Source organism: Aeromonas sp. R4-3 (assembly GCF_040908275.1).
In the GTDB taxonomy this organism is placed as follows: Bacteria; Pseudomonadota; Gammaproteobacteria; order Enterobacterales; family Aeromonadaceae; genus Aeromonas; species Aeromonas rivipollensis.
The window spans coordinates 25324-44371 of sequence record NZ_JBFODK010000061.1 but is presented as its reverse complement, the minus strand read 5'-3'; the positions used below and the strand labels follow the sequence as shown (position 1 = coordinate 44371).

Here is a 19048-nt window from a genome sequence, read left to right as displayed (position 1 = left end):
GGCCGGATTAGATCCGGCCCTGATAGCGCAGGGGGAAGCGGCCCTGGCCGTCTGGTTGACCGAGGAAGGGCAGCCCCTGCTTCATCTGATCCGGCAGTGCCGGGCCCGGCTTGAGGGTGCCCTGGAACAGGTACTGGCGGTTGCTCTGCAGCTCCAGCTTGCCCTGTACCTGCACCGCCTCGGAGCCCTGCTTGAGCTCGGCCACCAGACGGGAATCGAGACAGGTCAGCTTGAGCTCGGGGTCCCCCAGCAGCAGCTTGCCCGCCGGGGTGTCGGCCTCGGCGCCGTACCAGTTGAGGTTGCCATAGAGCTCCTCACACCAGGGCTTGCCCTGGGCGAACTGATCGACCTTGAGTTGCAGCTGACCCGCCGCCGTCAGGGGGAAGGGCAGGCGCGTGGGCACTCGCGCCAGCACCCAGGGAGCGGGGGCGTTGAGGGTGATGTCACGACCAAAGGCGGCGCCATTCCAACCGATTACCCCCTGACCGTTGAGGCCGGCGCGGTCGCCGAAACGCACCGACACCTCGGGAGCCAGACGCAGCAGCGACCAGCCGTCGAGCTCCCAGCGCAGCTGGGTCAGGGACTCGCTGGCATATTGCAGCCGGGCAATCTGGCCGCTCCAGAGGGTACCGCTCACCCCTTCCAGCTGCACCAGGTTGGGGGGCAGCGGCAGATGGCGCACCACCAGGGTGGCTGGCAACGTCACCAGCAGGAAACCGAGATAGGCCACCAGAAACAGGGCGGCGATCAGGACTTTTTGTTTCATAGAACAGGACTCGACTGCAAGGATCCGGCCCGGGCCAAGCCAGGAGCCAACACGGAACGCCATGCCAAAAACCGGACGGCGCTCAGTACGTTTGGTGTCATTGGGGACGGCTCAACTGCAAACGCCTGACCTTGACCAGGCCGGGCGCCAGCCCCTCCCGGGCCACCTCTATGATCTGCACCTGGACTCCGTACTGATCGGAGAGGGTCGCGAGCCAGAGCAGCAGATCCTCGAACGGGACTGTGTCTATCCACACCTGCAGCTCCTGCCCCTGGGGTTGCAGCCGGGCTATCTTGATCTTCTGGTTGAAGGCAGTGCGGTTCACCACCCCGTCCAGGGTGCCGCTGGTGTCGATCTGGCGGCCTTGCCCCCCCTGCATCGCCAGCACCTCCTGCCCCTTCTCTTTCAACCAGGCGAGCGTCTGCTGCTGGTTGGCCACCTGCCGCTGCCGCTCGTCGATGCGATTGGCGACGGGCTGCCAGATGACCCAGTAGCAGAGCCCGATCAGCAGAGCGCAACCCCCCACCGCCACCAGCCGCTGTTCGCGGGGGCTGATGCCACGCCACCAGCCTTGCAGTTTGTCCATCATGATGATTTCCCCTTCAGCACCAGCGCCCCTTCCACCTTGCCCTCATGGCTTCGCACCTCACCCTGCTGCACCTCGAAGCGCTTGCCCGCCAGCTCGCGAAAACGCTCTATCTCGGTGAAACCGGGGGCCGTGACCTGCAACCTGAGCTCGCCCCTGGCTGCGTCGAAGCGCAGCACTTCGGGCTTGAGACCGGGCACCTCGGCAAACACAGGCGCCAGCTCGGTCAGCAGCAGCAGAACCCCACCCTGCGGGGCCTGCCCCAGGGACTTGAGGTGCTGGTTCATCTGGCTGCGAACGTTGACGATCCGGGTTTCCCCCGGGAAGATCCGGGTATAGACCTGCCGGATTTCGGCCTTGAGGGCCTTGTCCTGCTCCGCCAGTTGATAGAGCTGCACCCCGCGCTGGGCCAGGGCGACCAGCAGCAGTATCCCCGCCAGCACCGCCACCTTGCGCCACTGCAGCCAGTAACGGCCGTATTCGGTCTGGGGTCGATAGGGCCCCTGCAACAGGTTCGCCTGGCAGGTCAGCGCTCCCTTCGCCAGCAACAGCATGGGCAACTCGGGATCCGCCGCCTGCCAGTTGGCGGCCGCGATGGCGGGAGCCGGGGTATGGCTATGGATGGTGACGGGTTCGGGCTGGGCCGCCAGCAGCATGGCCAGCAGCGGCTCGTCGGCGACTATCCCCTGGACAGGGCCCTGGCGGATCAGCCACTCGGCGCCGAGTTGCAGGGCAGACCACCCCTCGGCGGCGGGCGGCAGGGCCAGCACGTCCGGCAGCAGTTGCAGGGTCTTGAGCCCCGCCTGCTGCAGCCACGCCAGCCACTCCTGCATCTTCGCCTTGTCCACCGCCATCAGATCCACGTCCTGCCCCTGATGACCCAGCACCACCAGATGCAGCTCATCCACGTCGGAGGCGATCTGCTCCTCGAGCAGATAGGGCAACGCCGCCGCGGCCTGACGACTGTACTTGCCCGGCAGGCTGACCCGCCGGAAGATGAGATCGCTGCCGGGCACCAGGGTCACCACGGGGCGACCACCGGCACGCTCCTGCAGCTCACCCAGGGCATGGGCCGAGGCCAGGGTGCCGGAGGCGATGATCTCCTGCTCCTGCGTCGACCACACCAGCCAGTGCACCGGCTGCTGCGCATTGGTCCCCAGACGGATGACCAGACTCTCGCTCACAAATAATTCTCCTGCCATGCCCGCCAGCATCCTCGTCGATGGGCGGGGCCGCAGCCGTCGGCTGCAGTCCAGATATAAGGGGCGGGACAGAGGGGGCCAGAGGCCTGCCATCTCCCTGTTATTCGGCACCGTCGTTCAGACGGCGCAGCATCACCAGCTTGTTGTCCTTGCCGCGCTGGAAGACAGTCTCCAGCCGGGCCCGCACATCGCCCACCTCGGCCAGCAGACGGGCCTCGAAGAAGCTGCTCTTGATGTCCAGCGCGCCGTCCAGCCCAGTGATGCTGCCCGGTTGTATCGACAGCTCATCCGTCATCTCCTTCTTCTCCTTCCACCCCTTCTTGGGGCGGTTGGTCAGCACCCGCTTGGCGTCGTCCAGCCCTATCTTGCCCTGATAGAGCCCCACCAGCAGGGCCGCCTGCTCCGGCTTGATGGTGTTGATGTTCACCACCAGCTTGTCGTTTGGCAGGGTGCACACATAGGGGGCGAGCCGGGCGTAGAGCTCGCTGCTCACCCCGCGCACGGCCCGCAATTCGTCCGTGCCCAGCAGCCACTGGTTCGCCACCAGATAAGGGGGATTGAGCCCCTCGTAATAGGCATCCTCGGCCCCGTTGCTCGAGACCAGCTGGGTATTCTTGTCGGTCCAGTCGCGGATGGCGTCGGTGAGCTGCACCGCCTCGTACTCATCCACCTCCAGCGCCTCGAGCAGCGCCCGGAACGCCTTGAACTGATAGGGCTGCGCATCGAGGTCATCGCCGCTCTCCCCCTCTTTCAGGGCCAGGCTAAGGCTGTTGAGGTTGAAACAGGATTGCAGATCCCGCACCCGCCCGGACAGGGTGCCGTCATCCACCGGGAAGACGGCATCTTGCCGTGCCCAGTTCTGGCCCAGGTTGACCACATCGGGGTCATCCTTGAAGTCCTGGTTGAGCACCTTGATCACCAGCGCCTCCGCCGACATGGCATACCACCAGGCCTGCTTGCCAGCAGTGAGGTTGCTGGTCCGGCGCAGCTCCAGCTGCAACCGGCCGCTCATGTTGCTGGCGATGATCACCATCACCGACAGAATAAGCAGCACCACCAGCAGGGCCATGCCCCCTTGCCGGCCGGGGCGGGAGCGACGCCTAGCTGCCATTGTCAGCCCTCTGGCCGCCGGCTCCGATCAGGAACTGGCGGCGACCAAGGGTGCCGTTATCCCCCATGATGGCCGGAGAAAAATGACGCTTAATTGCCATTGTCCGCCCTCTGGCCGCCGGCCCCGATCAGGAACTGGCGACGTCGAAGGGTACCGTTATCTTCCATGTCGAGCAGGGAGACACGACGATCAATTACCATTTTCAGCCCTCTGGCCACCGGCCCCGATCAGGAACTGGCGACGAATGGTGCCGTAATCCGCCAGATCCAGCTCCACCGCCAGCCCATAGGGCAGCAGGTCGCGCTGGGTCCACTCCTCCTTCCACATGCCCTTGTCGTAGAAATAGAGCCGCAGGGCCGTCACCCCGGTCAGCACGAGCTGAATGCGCGGCTCTGTGCCGATAGCGGGGTCTGGATAGAGGTAGCTGAGCCGCTCCAGGGTCTGATCCTTGAGTCGCCAGCCCACCCGCTGCAAGCCAGAGCGCGGCAGCATGCCGTCCGGATTGAGCCAGCCGCCACGGATGAAGGCCATGCCCCAGTCATCGCTCTGCTGGCCGAAGCGGGAGGCCGCCAGCAGCACCTTGTTGTTCTCGCCGTCGATACGGCCGCTGCGCGGCACCATCTGGGTGATGTCCCGCTCCAGCAGGCTGAAGGCGAGCTGCAGCTCGGAGAGGCGAACCTCCTTGCGCTTGGCCACCTCGTCGCTGGTGAGCACCCCCTGCAGCACCTGATAGGCCCCCATGCTGAGGCTGGCGAAGATAGCGATGGCCACCAGCATCTCAAGCAGGGTAAAGCCGGCCTGGCGGACAGAGCGTCGGCCTGAGGTCACCGACATGGGCGATGGCCGCAGCAACCTCTCAAGCAGGGTAAAGCCACTGTGGCGGGAAAGGCGGGTGTTGCTCGGGATCATCGGCTGATATAGGTCCGCATCATGGCCACAGGGCTCTCTGCCTTGGGCGCGGTGCGCACCTCCACGTCCAGGGCCTTGAAGTTGTTGTCGCTGGTGGCGACGCCACGATAGCGCCAGTACCAGGTCTGCCCGGCCATCTCCTCGTCCCCTTCCACCCAGCTGTCTCCCGGCCACTTGCCCTCGAGCTTCTGCTGCACCAGCTGGTTCTCCACCACCCAGGTCGCCAGGGTCTTCTGCTCCAGGTAGTTGAGGCCGGAGAGGTGCTCGCTGGCGGTCTTCATCACCGCAAGGCCGGCGATGGCAAATACCGCCAGCGCCACCATGACCTCCAGCAGCGTCATGCCGCGCGCCCTGACGGGCCCGCCCGCCGGGGTGACGCTGCGAACTCCCTCGCCGCCTGCGCTGGTGCCCGTCACTCTTCTTCCTCTTCGTCTTGCAACAGAGAGAGGCGACCGAACTCGTCCCCCTTGAGGGTGCGCAGGTAGCTCAGATCCTCGTCCTGCTGACTCAGGGTCAGCACGAAGGGGGTGAGCTCGCCCCCCGGAAAGATGAAGATCTGGGGCGTGCGCTCCTTCTCGTCGCGGCCCTGCTCGCTCTTCTCGTCCGAATCGGTGCGCCAGCTGAACCCCTCCAGCTCGACGGCCAGGGTGATCCCCTCCGGCAGTTGCACAGGCCCCAGCAACTTGTCGCCGGTCAGTACCTGCCACTTGCGATCCTTGGGGTTGCGGGACATAAACTGCCAGCCGCTCTGCTCGACTCTCAATCCCAGCAACCGGCCATCCATCACCGAATACTCCTGCGCCTGTTGCAGGGTCGCCATGAGACGACGCGCCTGCTTGTCGAGCTCCCTGTCCCCCCGGGCCCCCCCCATGCTGAGGACGACGGCGGTGGCCACCAGCCCCATCAACATGGCGACCAGCAAGACCTCCAGCAGGGTGAAGCCCGCCTGACGATGGCGCCTCATGGGCACAGGATCCGCTTCAGCGGGCGCTCAGACACTTATTGGAAATCCTTCAGGTTCCAGTTGCCTATGTCGTCATCCGTCCCGGCTTCGCCGTCCAGCCCCATGCTGAAGATGTCGAGCTTGCCGAACTGGCCCGGGCTCAGCAGCTGGTACTGGTTGCCCCAGGGATCCTGCGGCAGGCGCTTGATGTAGCCCCCTTCCCGGTAGCTGCGCGGCTCAGGCGACGCGGTCGGCTTGTTGACCAGGGCATCCAGCCCCTGCTCTGTGGTCGGGTAGCGGTTGTTGTCCAGCTTGTACATGTCGAGGGCGTTTTCCAGCGCCACTATGTCGGAGACGGCTTTCTGCTGATCCGCCTTCTCCTTGTTGCCCATCAGATTGGGCACCACCAGGCTGGCCAGGATCCCCAGGATCACGATGACCACCATGACTTCCAGCAGGGTGAAACCGGATTGACGACGCTTTTGCATGACTTACTCCCTAACGAAATGAGATGGCGCAGGCCATCAGAGATTGACCATATTGTTGAGTTCGAGGATCGGCTGCAGGATCGACATCACGATGAAGAGCACCACCCCGGCCATGGAGACCACCAGCATGGGCTCGAACACCCCGAGGGCGATATTCACCTGGGTTTCGAACTCCCTGTCCTGGTTGTCCGCCGCCCGCTCCAGCATGCTGTCGAGCTCGCCGCTCTGCTCGCCGGAGGCGATCATGTGCAGCATCATGGGCGGGAAAATCTTGGTTTCATCCAGCGCCTTGCGCAGGCTGGTCCCCTCCCGCACCCGCTCGGTCGCCTCGCCAATGCGGTGGCGGGCAAAGTCGTTGGAGAGCACCTCCCCCGAGATCTTCATCCCCTCCAGCAGCGGCACCGCGCTGGCGTTGAGGATGCTTAAGGTGCGGGCGAAGCGGGCCGTGTTGAGGCCGCGGCTGACCCGGCCGATGACCGGCAGGCGCAGCACCACCTGATGCCAGTGGCGGCGCCGTCCGGCGTCCGTGAGCCACCAGCGCCAGACCAGGCCACCGATGCCGAGCAGCACCAGGAACCAGAGGCCGTAGTGCTGCATCAGCTCGCTGGTGCCGATGAGGAAGCGGGTGGTGGCGGGCAGTTGCTGGCCCATGTGTTCGAACTGGGCCACCACCTTGGGCACCACTGCGGTGAGCAGTATGGAGATGACGCCCACGGCCACCAGGGTGAGGACTATGGGGTAGATCATCGCCTGCAGCAGCTTGGTGCGCATGTGCTGGCGCTGCTCGGTGTAGTCGGCGAGGCGGTTGAGCACCTTCTCCAGGTGACCGGACTTCTCACCGGCCGCCACCATGGAGCGAAACAGCTGATCGAACACATGGGGGAAGGCCCCCAGCGAATCGGCCAGCGAGTAACCTTCTACGACTTTGCTGCGTACCGTGGCCACCAGGCTGCGCAGGTGGGCCTTCTCGCACTGCTCGGCCACTGCCCGCAGCGCCTCTTCTATGGTCAGCCCTGCGCCCACCAGGGTCGCCAGCTGACGGGTGATGAGGGCCAGCTCCGAGGTGGAGGCGCCACGGCGAAACAGCACGAAGCGATTGGCCTCCCGCTTCGCCTTCTCCGTGGTCTCGTTTACCTCGAGGGGGGTCAGCCCCTGCTCGCGCAGCAGCTGGCGCACCTGACGGGCGGAGTCCCCCTCCATCACCCCGGACTTCTGTCTGCCTCTGGGGTCGAGGGCCTTGTATTCGAACGCAGCCATCTTAGTCTTCCCGGGTCACGCGCAGCACCTCTTCGAGGCTGGTCTGCCCCTGGAGCACCTTGTCGATGCCGTCGCGGCGTATGCTGGGGGTATGGCCCCGGATCAGGCGCTCTATGGCCAGCTCGCCGCTGGCACTGTGAATCGCCTCGCGCACCGCCTCGTCGATCACCACCAGCTCGTGGATGCCGGTCCGGCCGCGATAACCGGTGTGGTTGCACTGCTCGCAGCCCACCGGGCGCCACATCTGCTGATCCGGCGCCAGATCTATGCCCATGGCGATCCGCTCCTGCTCCGAGATGGGATGCGGGGCACGGCAATCCGGGCAGAGGGTGCGCACCAGCCGCTGGGCCAGCACCGCCAGCAAGGATGAGGAGAGCAGGAAGGGCTCTATCCCCATGTCCCGCATCCGGGTGATGGCACCGATGGCGGTGTTGGTGTGCAGGGTCGACATCACCAGGTGGCCGGTGAGGGACGCCTGCACCGCGATCTGGGCGGTTTCGAGGTCACGAATTTCCCCCACCATCACCACATCCGGATCCTGACGCAGTATGGCGCGCAGGCCCCGGGCGAAGGTCATGTCGACCTTGGTGTTGACCTGGGTCTGGCCGACCCCTTCCAGGTCATATTCGATGGGATCTTCCACCGTGAGAATGTTGCGATCCCGGGAGTTGATCTCGGAGAGCGCCGCATAGAGGGTGGTGGACTTGCCCGAGCCGGTCGGGCCCGTCACCAGTATGATGCCGTGGGGCTTGCGGATGAGCTCGCTGATGATGTTGCGATTGGCCAGCGTCATGCCGAGCTGCTTGAGTTCGAGGCGCACGTTGTTCTTGTCCAGCAGTCGCAGCACCACCCGCTCGCCGTAGCTCGACGGCATGGTGGAGACCCGCACGTCGACGGCGCGGCCGCCGATGCGCAGTGAGATGCGGCCATCCTGGGGCACCCGTTTCTCGGCTATGTCCATGCGGGACATGACCTTGATGCGCGACACCAGCAAAGAGGCGAGCTTGCGATGGGGGCGCAGTATTTCCCGCAGCACCCCATCGATGCGGAAGCGAATGACCAGGGCCCGTTCGAAGGTCTCGATGTGGATGTCGGAGGCCTCTTCCTTGATCGCCTCGCTCAGCATGGCGTTGATGAGGCGGATGATGGGGGCATCGTCGTCGGCGTCCAGCAGATCCTCGCTCTGGGGCAGCTCTTCGGCCAGGGCGAAGAAGTCCATCTCGTTGCCGAGATCCTCCATCAGCTGGCGCGCCTCGGAGGAGTCGCGCTGATAGTGGGCCATCAAGAGCGTCTCGAACTCGTCATGACCCAGCTGCTCCACCGCGAAGGCGCAGCCCGCCACCCGGCGCACCTCCAGCAAGGTCTGCGGTGTCACCCCCTGACGGCAGAGCAGCACGGGGGCGCCCTGGCGTTCGGTCAGGATCACCCCGAAGTTGCGGGCGAAGGCAAATGGCAGCTCGGGCAGTGCCGCAGGTTGCGCGACCCCGTCCAGTGAGTAGCTCGCCATCAGGGTTGTCCCTGCACGAAGGGTTGCCCCTGCACCTGGGTTTTGGCCCCGGTGGCGGTGGACTGCTGCTGGGCCCTCATCAGGTCAATCTGCTTTTGCACCTCGGGGGAGAGCATCACATCCTGACCATAGGCCGGCAGCACCTGGCGGGGGGGCGAGGTGGCATAGCCCTCCTCGGCCGCCAGGTTCAACTGTTCGGCACGGAACAGGGTGTACTTGTTGCTGGACACCCCGGAATAGACGTTGGCATCGCGCAATATGGTCGGCCGGATAAAGACCATCAGGTTGCGCTTGGCCGTGGTGTTGGAGGTGGAGCGGAACAGGTAGCCCAGCACCGGGATATCCCCCAATATTGGCACCTTGGAGACCTGCTCCTTGGTCTGCTCGTCCATCAGGCCGCCCAGCACTACGGTCTCGCCACTCTTCACCAGCACGGCGTTCTTGACGGTACGGGTATCGAAGGTGGGGCCGAGATTGGCGGTACCCGTCGCCTGGGTCTGGGCCACGCTGGAGACTTCCTGCTCTATGTTGAGCAGCACAGAATCCCCTTCGTTGATCTGGGGCGTCACCACCAGCTTGGTGCCCACCGTCTTGCGCTCTATGGTGTTGAACACCTGGTCGCTGGTGGTGGAGCTCTGGGAACCGCTCTGCACCGGCACTTCCTGGCCGACGTTGAAGGAGGCTTCCTTGTTGTCCATGGTGACTATGCTCGGGGTCGAGAGGATGTCGTTCTTGGTGTTGGTGGAGAGCGCCGTCACCAGCATGGCCCAGTCCCCCTTGTAGAAACCGGCCGCCATGCCGCTGAAATCACCGAGCAGGTTTTCGAGCCCGTCAGTGTTGCCGTTGTCCTTGTAATCCTTGCCCGCGATGATGGCCGGCCCTATGGGCAGACCGGTATTGGTGAACTGGGTGCCGCCGCCGTTGGCGTTGCCCCACTGCACCCCGAGGTTGAGGCCGTCACCATCCTGGATCTCGACGATGATCGCCTCCACCAGCACCTGGGCGCGGCGAATGTCGAGCTTGGCGATGACCTGCTCCAGCTCGGCCATGACGTCAGGCTGGGCGGTGATCACCAGGGCATTGGTGGTCTCGTCGGCGGAGATGGCGAGCTGGCCGCCCCCTATGCTGGCGCCACCACCGGTGGCTGTGGTGGCCGCGCCGCCCTTCTTATCGGCGGCGATGCTGGAGCTGACCCCCTTGAGCACGTCCACCAAATCCTTGGCCTTGCCATATTTGAGGTAGAAGACCCGGGTGTTGCCCTGGCTCTGCAGATCCCGGTCGAGCTGGCGCACCATCTGGATGATGCGGGCACGGGCCTTGGGTTCACCGCTGATCACCACTGAGTTGGTGCGCTCGTCGGCGACCACCTTGGGGGAGAGCAGCAGGGAGGCGTTGGCCCCCTGATTGTTGCCATCCTTGTTGAGGTTGGTCACCAGTCGCACCATCTCGCCGGCGGAGGCGAATTTCAGCTTGATGACGTCCATATCCTGATCACCCGCCTTGTCGACTCGGCGCACCACCTCGACCAGACGATTCACCACGGCCGCGCGGCCTGTGATGAGCAGCACGTTGGAGGGCTCGTAATGCACCACGTTGCCGCCACCGGCATTGTCGTTGAGCTGGCGCAGCAGGGGGGCGAGTTCCCGTACCGAGACGTTGCGCACCGGTACCACCCGGGTCACCATCTCGTCACCCACGCCGGGGTTGCTGTCATCCACCACAGGGATGGCCGAGGTCTTGGCATCCTTGGAGCGCACCACCTTGAGCACGCCGTTGTTCATGGGCACCACGGCAAAGCCATAGACGTCGAGCACGCTCAGGAAGAACTGGTAGTACTGATCCTCATTGAGCAGATCGTAACTGCGGACGTTGATCTTGCCGCGCACCGAGGGCTCTATGATGATGGTCTTGTTCAGGTTCTTGCCGACAGTGTTGATGAACTCTTCGATGTCGGCATTCTTGAAACTGGCGGAATACTCGGTGGCCCAGGCAGAGCCAGCCATCATCAAGGCTGCTGCCACTGTGGCCAGACGCCAGCCCTTCCCTTTATTTATCATTCTTGGTGCTACTCCAATTCATTATTCTGACAAGCCGACATAGACGTCGTAGAGCTGTCCTTGCCGCTCGACGGTGACGGTCATTTCCGTGGCGCCCGCCACTTGCTGCATCGCCTGCATGGCCTGTGCGTTGTCCCGCAGATCCAGACCATTGATGCTGACCGCCAGATCGTTGGCGACCAGTCCGAGTTGATTGAACACTTCAGGATTGCTGCCCGGATTGAGGCGATAGCCGACCATGCGACCATCCACCCGGACCGGAGAAATATTGAGATAATCGGTGATCTTGCCAGGATTGCTCATCAATTCGCTGCGAACGGAAGAGAGCTCGGCCCCCTGTCGCGTCACCTTGGGCAGCGGCTTGCCGTACTCTTCCCCATCCAGCATCAGGGTCTCGTCACGGCCGTCCCGGGCTATGATGACCCTGTCGGCAAACACCTGACGGATCCTGGCCTGGGTGCCGTCGATGTAGTCCCCTATGCCATAGGAGTTCTGCAGGCCGTTGTGGGCGATGATGGCGATGGACTTGCTGGGTTCTGTACTGGCCAGCACCCCGTTGAGCTGGGCATTGAGCTGGGTCTTGGGGGCATCGATCAGGGCCGCCTGGGCCACCTTGTCGGCCTGCGGCTGCGGCGCCTTGCCAAACAGGGAGAGACGGCTGAGGTTGCCAAGATCGAGGCGGGCAGGTCCGGCGCCCTGGCCCGGAGTGACCGCAGGCTGCCAGGGCAGCGGCCGGGGGGATTGGGTGAGATCGAACAGACGCCAGGTGAGCACGGCGCACTGCTGGGCCAGCAACAGCAGCAGCAGCCAGAACAGAGGCTGGCTGAAACGGGAGAGTGGCACTGACTTGCAACGAGCCAGAAGGGAGCTCAACAAGTCATCCCTGAACGGTAGCGTCATCTTTATCAAAATATTCTGGCATCCAAATCGGTTGGCTATTGTGTACGGCAATGGACCCAGAGACAACCGACCGGATGGGATGAAGCTGTGAAAATTCAGATTCCGTCACACCCCGCTTCCCCCTGTTTCTATCCCGGGCCCTGCCTCTGGTATAATCAGGCTCCCTTTTCAGCCATCCCGGAGCCGATCCATGTCGAATCCAGCACAAAGCAGCACTCAGGTCCGCCTCGACAAGTGGCTGTGGGCGGCACGCTTCTACAAGACCCGCAGCCTGGCGCGGGATCAGATCGACGGCGGCAAGGTGCACTACAACGGCCAGCGCAGCAAACCGGGCAAGGCCGTCGAGGTCGGCGCCCTCGTCCGTTTCTGGCAGGGCCAGGACGAACGGGAGGTGCGGGTGCTCGAGGTGAGCGAGCAGCGCAAGGCCGCCCCCCTGGCCCAGCTGCTCTATGAAGAGACCGAGGAAAGTCTGAAGAAGCGGGCCCAGAACAGCGAGGCGAGACGCTTCAACAGCCAGTTCGCCCCAAGCCCGGAGCGCCGCCCCGACAAGCAGGAGCGACGCCAGCTGATCAAGGTCAAGCAATACTGACTCGCCCTTGTGGCCCCTTTATGACGACAGGAGCGGGAATTAGTTCCTAACCACCTGTTTAACAATGTATTTATCTTTTCCCCCAGAAAACCCTAGGAAAGCATGATGAGTAACCAAGATCTCCTGTATCGCTATCTGTTCGAAGAGTACGAAGTCCGGGGGGAGCTGGTCCAGCTGGATAGTACCTATCGTCACATCGTCGATGCCCAGAACTACCCGGTCCAGGTACAGAAACTGCTGGGTGAACTGCTGGTCGCCACCAGCCTGCTGACCGCCACCCTCAAGTTCGAAGGCTCGATCACAGTGCAGCTGCAAGGGGACGGCCCGGTGCGTCTGGCGGTGATCAACGGCGATCACAACCAGCAACTGCGCGGCGTGGCCCGCTATGAAGGGGAGCTGCCGACCGACGACAAGCTGCAGAGCCTGGTAGGCAACGGCCAGCTGGTGATCACCATCACCCCTGAAGAGGGCGAGCGCTATCAGGGCATCATAGCCCTCGAGGCCGACACCCTGGCGACCTGCCTCGAGCAGTACTTCGCCCAGTCCGAGCAACTCGCCACCCGGCTCTGGATCCGCACCGGCCACCACGAGGGCCAGCCCCGCGCTGCCGGCATACTGCTGCAGGAGCTGCCCGCCCGGAGCGAGGATCACGGCGCCGACTTCGACCACCTGATCCAGCTCACCAGCACCATCAAGGATGAAGAGTTGTTCGGTCTGGAGGCCGAAGAGATCCTCTACCGCCTCTACCATCAGGACAAGGTACGGGTGTTCGATCCCCAGGCGATCGAGTTCCGCTGCACCTGCTCCCGCGCTCGCTGCGAAGGGGCTCTGCTGCAGATAGAGAAGGAGGAAGCTGTGGCCATGGTGCAGGAGCTCGGCAAGATCGACATGCACTGTGATTACTGCGGCGCTCACTACCAATTTGATGGAATAGACATCGAAACCCTGTTCAGCGGGGCTCCCGGTAATGATGCAAACAAGTTACACTAAATAAAGGCGGGCAAAACCCGCCTTTAACTTAAATAACAAAAAAATACCCTATTTTATAAAGTTTGATGGCGATCGCTAAAAACTACCACCTAGGTAGTAGTATGGACGCCAGATAGAACCCTACACACCTCTGAACCCAGGAGAACATAATGACTATCGTGGTAGAACCCGCCCTGGCACAACAACTGAAACTGGACCAGTACGGTATCAAAAACAGCCAGGAAATCGTTCGCAACCCCTCCTATGAGCAGCTTTTCGCAGAAGAGACCCGCCCAGACCTGGAAGGATTCGAACGTGGCGTCGTTACCGAACTCGGCGCCGTCAATGTCAACACCGGCATCTTCACCGGTCGTTCCCCGAAAGATAAATATATCGTCAAGGACGGCACCACCCAGGATACTGTGTGGTGGTCTGACCAGGGCAAGAACGATAACAAGGCAATCACCCCGGAAGTGTGGTCAGATCTGAAATCCCTGGTGACCAAACAGCTCTCCGGCAAGCGCCTGTTCGTGGTGGATGGCTACTGCGGCGCCAACCCGGACACCCGCCTGGCGGTGCGTATCATCACAGAAGTGGCCTGGCAGGCGCACTTCGTGAAGAACATGTTCATCCGCCCGAGCGAGGAAGAGCTCAAGACCTTCAAGCCGGACTTCGTGGTGATGAACGGTGCCAAGTGCACCAACCCGAACTGGAAGGAGCAGGGTCTCAACTCCGAGAACTTCGTCGCCTTCAACATGACAGAGAAGATGCAGCTCATCGGTGGCACCTGGTACGGTGGCGAGATGAAGAAGGGCATGTTCTCCATGATGAACTACTTCCTGCCCCTGCGCGGCATCGCCTCCATGCACTGCTCCGCCAACGTGGGCAAGGATGGGGACGTGGCCATCTTCTTCGGCCTCTCCGGTACCGGCAAGACTACCCTCTCCACCGATCCCAAGCGCCAGCTCATCGGTGACGACGAGCACGGCTGGGACGACCACGGCGTGTTCAACTTCGAAGGGGGCTGCTACGCCAAGACCATCAAGCTCTCCAAAGAGGCCGAGCCGGATATCTACAACGCCATCCGTCGCGACGCCCTGCTGGAGAACGTGACGGTCGCAGCCGACGGCACCATAGACTTCGATGATGGCTCTAAGACCGAGAACACCCGCGTCTCCTACCCCATCTATCACATCGAAAACATCGTCAAGCCGGTCTCCAAGGCGGGTCACGCCAACAAGGTGATCTTCCTGACCGCCGACGCCTTCGGGGTGCTGCCTCCTGTCGCCAAGCTGACCAAGGAGCAGACCAAGTACCACTTCCTGTCAGGCTTCACCGCCAAGCTGGCCGGTACCGAGCGCGGCATCACAGAGCCGACGCCGACCTTCTCCTCCTGCTTTGGCGCCGCCTTCCTCAGCCTGCACCCGACCAAGTACGGTCAGGAGCTGGTGAAGCGGATGGAAGCCTCAGGAGCCGAAGCCTACCTGGTGAACACCGGCTGGAACGGCACCGGCAAGCGCATCTCCATCAAGGATACCCGCGCCATCATAGATGCCATCCTGGATGGTTCCATCGAGCAGGCGCCGACCAAGGTGCTGCCTATCTTCAACCTGGAAGTGCCGACCGAGCTGCACGATGTGAACCCGGCCATCCTCGACCCGCGCGACACTTATGCCGACCAGGCCGAGTGGGACGCCAAGGCCCAGGATCTGGCCCAGCGCTTCATCAAGAACTTCGAGCGCTTCACCGACAACGACGAAGGCAAACGCCTGGTCGCTGCGGGCCCGCAGCTGTAAGCTGCGTCCCGTCCAGGTGACAACCCCATACCGGTCAGCCCAGCTGGCCGGTATTTTTTTGGCCGATGCGCGGCATATGGATCCCGCCAAACCTTGCCTTGCAGGCGGTTGCGCGTTAGATTCAGCCAAACTTTATACAATATACAATTTTGCAACCTGCCCGTGACTCAAGCATGACCCTACCCTACAAGACCCGAACCCAGATGGTGATGGAGAACCTCCGCGGCCGGATATTGCGTGGGGAGTTTCCCGCCGGCGCCCCCTTGCGCCAGGACGCCATCGCCAAGGAGCTGGCGGTGAGCCGCATTCCGGTGCGGGAGGCGCTGATGCAGCTGGAGGCCCAGGGGTTGGTGAAGTTCGAGGCCCATCGCGGCGCCGTGGTCACCATGCTGGACGCCTCGGCCATCGAGGAGCTCTTTTATTTGCGGGCGCTGCTGGAAGCCGATACCCTGTTCCACGCCGTCGACCTGATGACGGAGGAGACCTTCGCCAAGGCGCAAGCCATCCTGGCCCAGTTTGATCTGGCGCTGGAGTCCGGCACCCAGATCGAGCACTGGGCCGAGTTGAACCACAGTTTTCACGCCACCCTCTATCAGGCCGCCAATCGTCCCCAGGCACTGGATCTCATCGCCCAGATCAATCTGAGCTGCGATCGCTACGTGCGCTTCGAACTGCTGTTCGCCCAGGGCGGCGTGGACAAGGCCGAGCGCGAACACGCCCACCTGCTGGAGCTGTGCCGCGCCCGCCGCAAGCACGAGGCCGTGGTCCTGCTCAAGCAACATATCGAGGCGGCAGGCCAGTCGATCCGACAGATCCTGGCAAGCGGCCACAATCAGTGAACACTCACATCATCACAATCTGGCAATAACGACATGAATCATTTCGAGATTATTGAAACCCGCGTCGCCCAGGTCAGGGCCACTCTGGCCACGTTGGAACTGGACGCCTTCATCGTTCCCCACGACGACGAGCACCTGGGGGAGTACATTCCCGCCTATGCCGAACGGCTGGACTGGATCACGGGTTTCAACGGCTCCGCCGGCCTCGCCATCATCATGGCGCAGCGGGCGGCCCTGTTCGTCGACGGTCGTTATACGGTGCAGGCCCGCATGCAGGCACCGGCCGAGCTGTTTGAGTTTCTCCACCTCAATGAAGATCCCCACGTCCAGTGGCTGGCAGATCAACTGCCGTCCGGCGCCCGGGTCGGCTTCGATCCCCGCCTGCACAGCCTGGCCTGGTATCAGAGTGCCAAGCCAATCCTGGCCGAGCGCGGCATAGCGCTGGTACGGGTCGATGAGAACCCCATCGATCTGCACTGGAGCGATCGCCCCGCCCCGACCAAAACCCCTGTCATCCTCTACAGCGAGGAGCTGGCGGGCCAGTCCAGCCAGGCCAAGCGTGAGCTGCTGGCGGCAGACCTGCGCAAGCGCGGGCTGGATGCCGTGCTGCTGACCCAGGCCGAGCCCATAAACTGGCTGCTCAACCTGCGTGGCCGCGACGTGGGGCGGCTGCCGGTGGTGCTGGGCTTTGCGGTGCTCTACGCCAACACCAGCATGGATTTCTTCGTCGACACCGACAAGATCGACTGCATCGCCTTCAGCCGCCACGTGGGACAGGATGTCTCCGTCTACCCCATCGACAAGCTGGGTGACGTGCTGCAGCGCATCGGCGAGGATCAGCAAAAAGTGCTGGCCGACCCCAACACCGCCAACGCCTGGACCCAGCTCACCATGGAGGAGGCAGGCGCCATCCTGGTGGCAGGGCAGGATCCGACCATGCTGCCCAAGGCGTGCAAGAACGCCGTGGAGCTGGCCGGCATGCAGCGCGCCCATCTGCGCGATGGCGTCGCCGTCACCCGCTTCCTCGCCTGGCTGGATCGCCTGATCGCCTCCGGCGACTATCAGGATATGGATGAGGGCACCCTGGCCGATCGCCTGGAAGCCTTCCGTCGCGAGCAGGATCACTACGTCGAGCCGAGCTTTGACACCATATCGGCGCTGGGCCCCAACGCCGCCATGTGCCACTACCGCCACACCAACGGTGTGCCTCGCCCCTTCGGTCAGGACAGCATCTATCTGGTGGACTCCGGCGCCCAGTATCTGGATGGCACCACCGACATCACCCGCACCGTCAAGGTGGGTGAGGTCACCGACGAGCACAAGGCCATGTTCACCCGGGTGCTGCAGGGCCATATCGCACTGGATCAGGCACGCTTCCCCCGCGGCACCGCCGGCATCCAGCTCGACGTGCTGGCCCGCATGCCCCTGTGGCAAGCCGGTTACAACTACGACCATGGCACAGGCCACGGGGTCGGCCACTTCCTCAGCGTGCACGAAGGCCCGCAGCGCATCGCCCCCAAGGGCAGCCTGGTGGCCCTGCAGCCGGGCATGGTGCTCTCCAACGAACCGGGTTACTACCGGGAAGATGCCTTTGGCATCCGCTGCGAGAACCTGGTGGTGGTCACCGAACTGGAGCAGATCGGCGAACTGCCGATGCTGGGCTTCGAACGGCTGACCTATGTGCCGTTCGATACCCGCCTCATCGATCGCAGCCTGCTGAGCCAGGCCGAATTCCGCTGGATCAACGACTACCACGCCGAGGTTTACCGCCGTCTGAGCCCGCTGCTGGAGGGCGAGGATCTCGCCTGGCTGGAGCAGGCGACCCGCCTCATCTGATCGCAGCAATCGAAGTTGTCCGGTGAAACAGGGCCTGCGGGCCCTGTTTTTTTGCCCCCATAGCGGCATATCTCCCTGCCGGGCGCCGCGATCTGTTCATCTCCCCTGCCCGCCCTCCGAACCAGACCCGCTTGCATCAGCCTGACGGGCCCACTACCCTGTGCCCTCTTTTGACTGCCCCCCGGCAGCCGCTACCACAGGAGCCCAGATGCAGCCGTCCCCCGTTTTGCGCATTGCCACCCACGCCGACATGCACACCATCTGGCAGATAGACGCCGACGTCTTCGGAGAGGATGTCTACCCCGCCTTCTTCTTCCGTCAGGCCATGGATCTGTGGCCCGCCCTGCTGGTCGTGGCGGAGCTGGAGGGCAGGCTGCTGGGTTATGCCCTGGGGGGCCTGGGTCAGGATCGGTCGCAGGGCTGGCTGCTCTCTCTGGCGGTGCGGCCCGAAGCCCGCGGCTTTGGCCTGGCCGAGCGCATGATGCTGCGGGTGGAGCAGGCTCTGGCGGAGCTGCAGGTGGCGCGAGTCAGGCTGACGGTGGATCCGGCCAATCCGGCCCAGCGCCTCTACTTGCGCCTGGGCTACGCCCTGCTGGCCGAGGAGCCCGGCTATTTCGGCCCCGGGGAGGATCGCCTGCTGCTGGAAAAGGCCCTGACCTGACCCGTTTCGTGGGCTGACCGCCGTTCAGGTCACATAATTGGTTACACTTTGCGGGTTTAATGCACAATCCGGTTGGCGTAGAGTGGAATGCATCAAACCGATTAACCCGATGCCCGCCCAGGAGGCCCATCATGTTGAAACGTATCGCTCTCGTCACCCTGCTGGCCGCCACCACCGCCATCACCGGCTGTGCCAACAGCGATGTCTACTCCGGCGATGTCTACACCAAGGATCGCGCCAAGCAGGTCCAGACCGTCAGCTACGGCACCATCATCTCCACCCGTCCGGTGAAGATCCAGGCCGATGAGAACTCCCTGATCGGCACCATAGGCGGCGCCGTGGTCGGTGGCCTGCTCGGTAGCACCATAGGGGGCGGTCGCGGCAGCGACATCGCCGCCGCCGGTGGTGCCATCGCAGGTGCCGCCGCCGGCAAGGCTGCCGGTGACAAGCTCAACCAGGTCGATGGCGTCGAGCTCGAGATCAAGAAAGAGACCGGCGAATCCATCGTCGTGGTGCAAAAGGCCAGCCCCACCTTCGTGCCCGGCGCCCGGGTCCGCATGACCCAGGGCAATGGCAGCATCAACGTGGCCGTGGTGAACTGAGCCCGGCGGGCGCTTTCCATCAGCCAACAA

At 63.4% G+C, this 19048-nt stretch carries 19 protein-coding genes and 1 pseudogene; 7 read left to right on the top strand and 13 right to left on the bottom strand.

Annotated elements, in window-relative coordinates:
- Positions 1-7: 7 nt before the first annotated feature.
- The 13 genes and pseudogenes from exeN to exeC form a co-directional block, all read right to left on the bottom strand.
- The gene (gene exeN / locus AB5Y91_RS18960) at positions 8-766 is read right to left on the bottom strand and encodes a GspN family type II secretion system protein ExeN (protein ID WP_368170526.1); all 759 of its coding nucleotides are present in this window, start codon (positions 764-766) and stop codon (positions 8-10) included.
- A gap of 97 nt (positions 767-863) precedes the next feature.
- A complete protein-coding gene (exeM, locus tag AB5Y91_RS18955) occupies positions 864-1355 on the bottom strand; it encodes a GspM family type II secretion system protein ExeM (protein ID WP_106885752.1) in 492 nt (163 codons plus the stop codon).
- The gene (exeL, locus tag AB5Y91_RS18950; RefSeq protein ID WP_368170525.1) at positions 1352-2536 is read right to left on the bottom strand and encodes a GspL family type II secretion system protein ExeL; all 1185 of its coding nucleotides are present in this window, start codon (positions 2534-2536) and stop codon (positions 1352-1354) included. The genes exeM and exeL overlap by 4 nt, the downstream gene beginning before the upstream one ends.
- A 118-nt stretch (positions 2537-2654) precedes the next feature.
- Positions 2655-3665 (bottom strand): GspK family T2SS minor pseudopilin variant ExeK, encoded by a 1011-nt coding sequence (gene exeK, locus AB5Y91_RS18945; protein ID WP_106885750.1) that lies wholly within the window; start codon positions 3663-3665, stop codon positions 2655-2657.
- Between the two features lie 89 nt (positions 3666-3754).
- Positions 3755-3838: pseudogene (locus AB5Y91_RS18940) on the bottom strand (type II secretion system protein GspJ); the annotation flags it as partial.
- 16 nt (positions 3839-3854) lie between these two features.
- Complete coding sequence (gene exeJ / locus AB5Y91_RS18935; RefSeq protein ID WP_368170606.1) at positions 3855-4499, bottom strand: GspJ family T2SS minor pseudopilin variant ExeJ; 645 nt, start codon at positions 4497-4499, stop codon at positions 3855-3857.
- Between the two features lie 71 nt (positions 4500-4570).
- Positions 4571-4990 carry a type II secretion system minor pseudopilin GspI gene (gspI, locus tag AB5Y91_RS18930; protein WP_290070058.1) on the bottom strand — a complete coding sequence of 140 codons (420 nt, stop codon included), beginning with the start codon at positions 4988-4990 and terminating at the stop codon, positions 4571-4573.
- Entirely contained in the window at positions 4987-5538 is a 552-nt protein-coding gene (gene exeH, locus AB5Y91_RS18925) for a GspH family T2SS minor pseudopilin variant ExeH (RefSeq protein WP_368170524.1), read from the bottom strand. Before exeH ends, gspI begins: the two co-directional genes overlap by 4 nt.
- Before the next feature lie 35 nt (positions 5539-5573).
- On the bottom strand, positions 5574-6005 hold the full coding sequence (gene exeG / locus AB5Y91_RS18920) for a GspG family T2SS major pseudopilin variant ExeG (RefSeq protein ID WP_106885747.1): 432 nt from the start codon (positions 6003-6005) through the stop codon (positions 5574-5576).
- Between the two features lie 36 nt (positions 6006-6041).
- Positions 6042-7262 carry a GspF family T2SS innner membrane protein variant ExeF gene (gene exeF, locus AB5Y91_RS18915; RefSeq protein ID WP_106885746.1) on the bottom strand — a complete coding sequence of 407 codons (1221 nt, stop codon included), beginning with the start codon at positions 7260-7262 and terminating at the stop codon, positions 6042-6044.
- A gap of 1 nt (position 7263) precedes the next feature.
- Positions 7264-8769: a GspE family T2SS ATPase variant ExeE gene (gene exeE, locus AB5Y91_RS18910; protein ID WP_368170523.1), complete on the bottom strand. Its 1506-nt coding sequence runs from the start codon at positions 8767-8769 to the stop codon at positions 7264-7266.
- Positions 8769-10826, bottom strand: a complete 2058-nt coding sequence (gene exeD, locus AB5Y91_RS18905) for a GspD family T2SS secretin variant ExeD (RefSeq protein WP_368170522.1) — start codon at positions 10824-10826, stop codon at positions 8769-8771. The genes exeE and exeD overlap by 1 nt, the downstream gene beginning before the upstream one ends.
- A gap of 21 nt (positions 10827-10847) precedes the next feature.
- Entirely contained in the window at positions 10848-11699 is an 852-nt protein-coding gene (exeC, locus tag AB5Y91_RS18900; RefSeq protein ID WP_276208955.1) for a GspC family type II secretion system variant ExeC, read from the bottom strand.
- A gap of 217 nt (positions 11700-11916) precedes the next feature.
- On the opposite strand from exeC, the gene hslR reads away from it, so the two are divergent.
- The 7 genes from hslR to AB5Y91_RS18865 all read left to right on the top strand — a co-directional run bounded on the left by hslR (position 11917) and on the right by AB5Y91_RS18865 (position 19018).
- Entirely contained in the window at positions 11917-12315 is a 399-nt protein-coding gene (gene hslR, locus AB5Y91_RS18895; RefSeq protein ID WP_139745297.1) for a ribosome-associated heat shock protein Hsp15, read from the top strand.
- Positions 12316-12420: 105 nt separating this feature from the next.
- On the top strand, positions 12421-13305 hold the full coding sequence (gene hslO, locus AB5Y91_RS18890) for an Hsp33 family molecular chaperone HslO (RefSeq protein ID WP_163147136.1): 885 nt from the start codon (positions 12421-12423) through the stop codon (positions 13303-13305).
- A 149-nt stretch (positions 13306-13454) separates the two neighbouring features.
- Positions 13455-15080, top strand: a complete 1626-nt coding sequence (pckA, locus tag AB5Y91_RS18885; RefSeq protein WP_106885740.1) for a phosphoenolpyruvate carboxykinase (ATP) — start codon at positions 13455-13457, stop codon at positions 15078-15080.
- 173 nt (positions 15081-15253) lie between these two features.
- Complete coding sequence (locus AB5Y91_RS18880) at positions 15254-15919, top strand: GntR family transcriptional regulator (protein WP_106885739.1); 666 nt, start codon at positions 15254-15256, stop codon at positions 15917-15919.
- A gap of 33 nt (positions 15920-15952) precedes the next feature.
- The gene (locus tag AB5Y91_RS18875) at positions 15953-17755 is read left to right on the top strand and encodes an aminopeptidase P family protein (RefSeq protein WP_368170521.1); all 1803 of its coding nucleotides are present in this window, start codon (positions 15953-15955) and stop codon (positions 17753-17755) included.
- Positions 17756-17963: 208 nt separating this feature from the next.
- On the top strand, positions 17964-18416 hold the full coding sequence (locus tag AB5Y91_RS18870; protein ID WP_289976425.1) for an N-acetyltransferase: 453 nt from the start codon (positions 17964-17966) through the stop codon (positions 18414-18416).
- Positions 18417-18547: 131 nt separating this feature from the next.
- Positions 18548-19018 (top strand): glycine zipper 2TM domain-containing protein, encoded by a 471-nt coding sequence (locus AB5Y91_RS18865; RefSeq protein WP_111910541.1) that lies wholly within the window; start codon positions 18548-18550, stop codon positions 19016-19018.
- The last annotated feature ends 30 nt before the right edge of the window (positions 19019-19048 follow it).

Coding starts and splice junctions, on each gene's coding strand:
- hslO (WP_163147136.1), top strand. CDS start 12,421: ATGAGTAACCAAGATCTCCTGTATCGCTATCTGTTCGAAGAGTACGAA.
- AB5Y91_RS18875 (WP_368170521.1), top strand. CDS start 15,953: ATGAATCATTTCGAGATTATTGAAACCCGCGTCGCCCAGGTCAGGGCC.
- AB5Y91_RS18865 (WP_111910541.1), top strand. CDS start 18,548: ATGTTGAAACGTATCGCTCTCGTCACCCTGCTGGCCGCCACCACCGCC.
- exeN (WP_368170526.1), bottom strand. CDS start 766: ATGAAACAAAAAGTCCTGATCGCCGCCCTGTTTCTGGTGGCCTATCTC.
- exeG (WP_106885747.1), bottom strand. CDS start 6,005: ATGCAAAAGCGTCGTCAATCCGGTTTCACCCTGCTGGAAGTCATGGTG.
- AB5Y91_RS18880 (WP_106885739.1), top strand. CDS start 15,254: ATGACCCTACCCTACAAGACCCGAACCCAGATGGTGATGGAGAACCTC.
- exeF (WP_106885746.1), bottom strand. CDS start 7,262: ATGGCTGCGTTCGAATACAAGGCCCTCGACCCCAGAGGCAGACAGAAG.
- exeJ (WP_368170606.1), bottom strand. CDS start 4,499: ATGTCGGTGACCTCAGGCCGACGCTCTGTCCGCCAGGCCGGCTTTACC.
- pckA (WP_106885740.1), top strand. CDS start 13,455: ATGACTATCGTGGTAGAACCCGCCCTGGCACAACAACTGAAACTGGAC.
- hslR (WP_139745297.1), top strand. CDS start 11,917: ATGTCGAATCCAGCACAAAGCAGCACTCAGGTCCGCCTCGACAAGTGG.
- exeD (WP_368170522.1), bottom strand. CDS start 10,826: ATGATAAATAAAGGGAAGGGCTGGCGTCTGGCCACAGTGGCAGCAGCC.
- exeH (WP_368170524.1), bottom strand. CDS start 5,538: ATGAGGCGCCATCGTCAGGCGGGCTTCACCCTGCTGGAGGTCTTGCTG.
- exeM (WP_106885752.1), bottom strand. CDS start 1,355: ATGATGGACAAACTGCAAGGCTGGTGGCGTGGCATCAGCCCCCGCGAA.
- exeE (WP_368170523.1), bottom strand. CDS start 8,769: ATGGCGAGCTACTCACTGGACGGGGTCGCGCAACCTGCGGCACTGCCC.
- AB5Y91_RS18870 (WP_289976425.1), top strand. CDS start 17,964: ATGCAGCCGTCCCCCGTTTTGCGCATTGCCACCCACGCCGACATGCAC.
- exeK (WP_106885750.1), bottom strand. CDS start 3,665: ATGGCAGCTAGGCGTCGCTCCCGCCCCGGCCGGCAAGGGGGCATGGCC.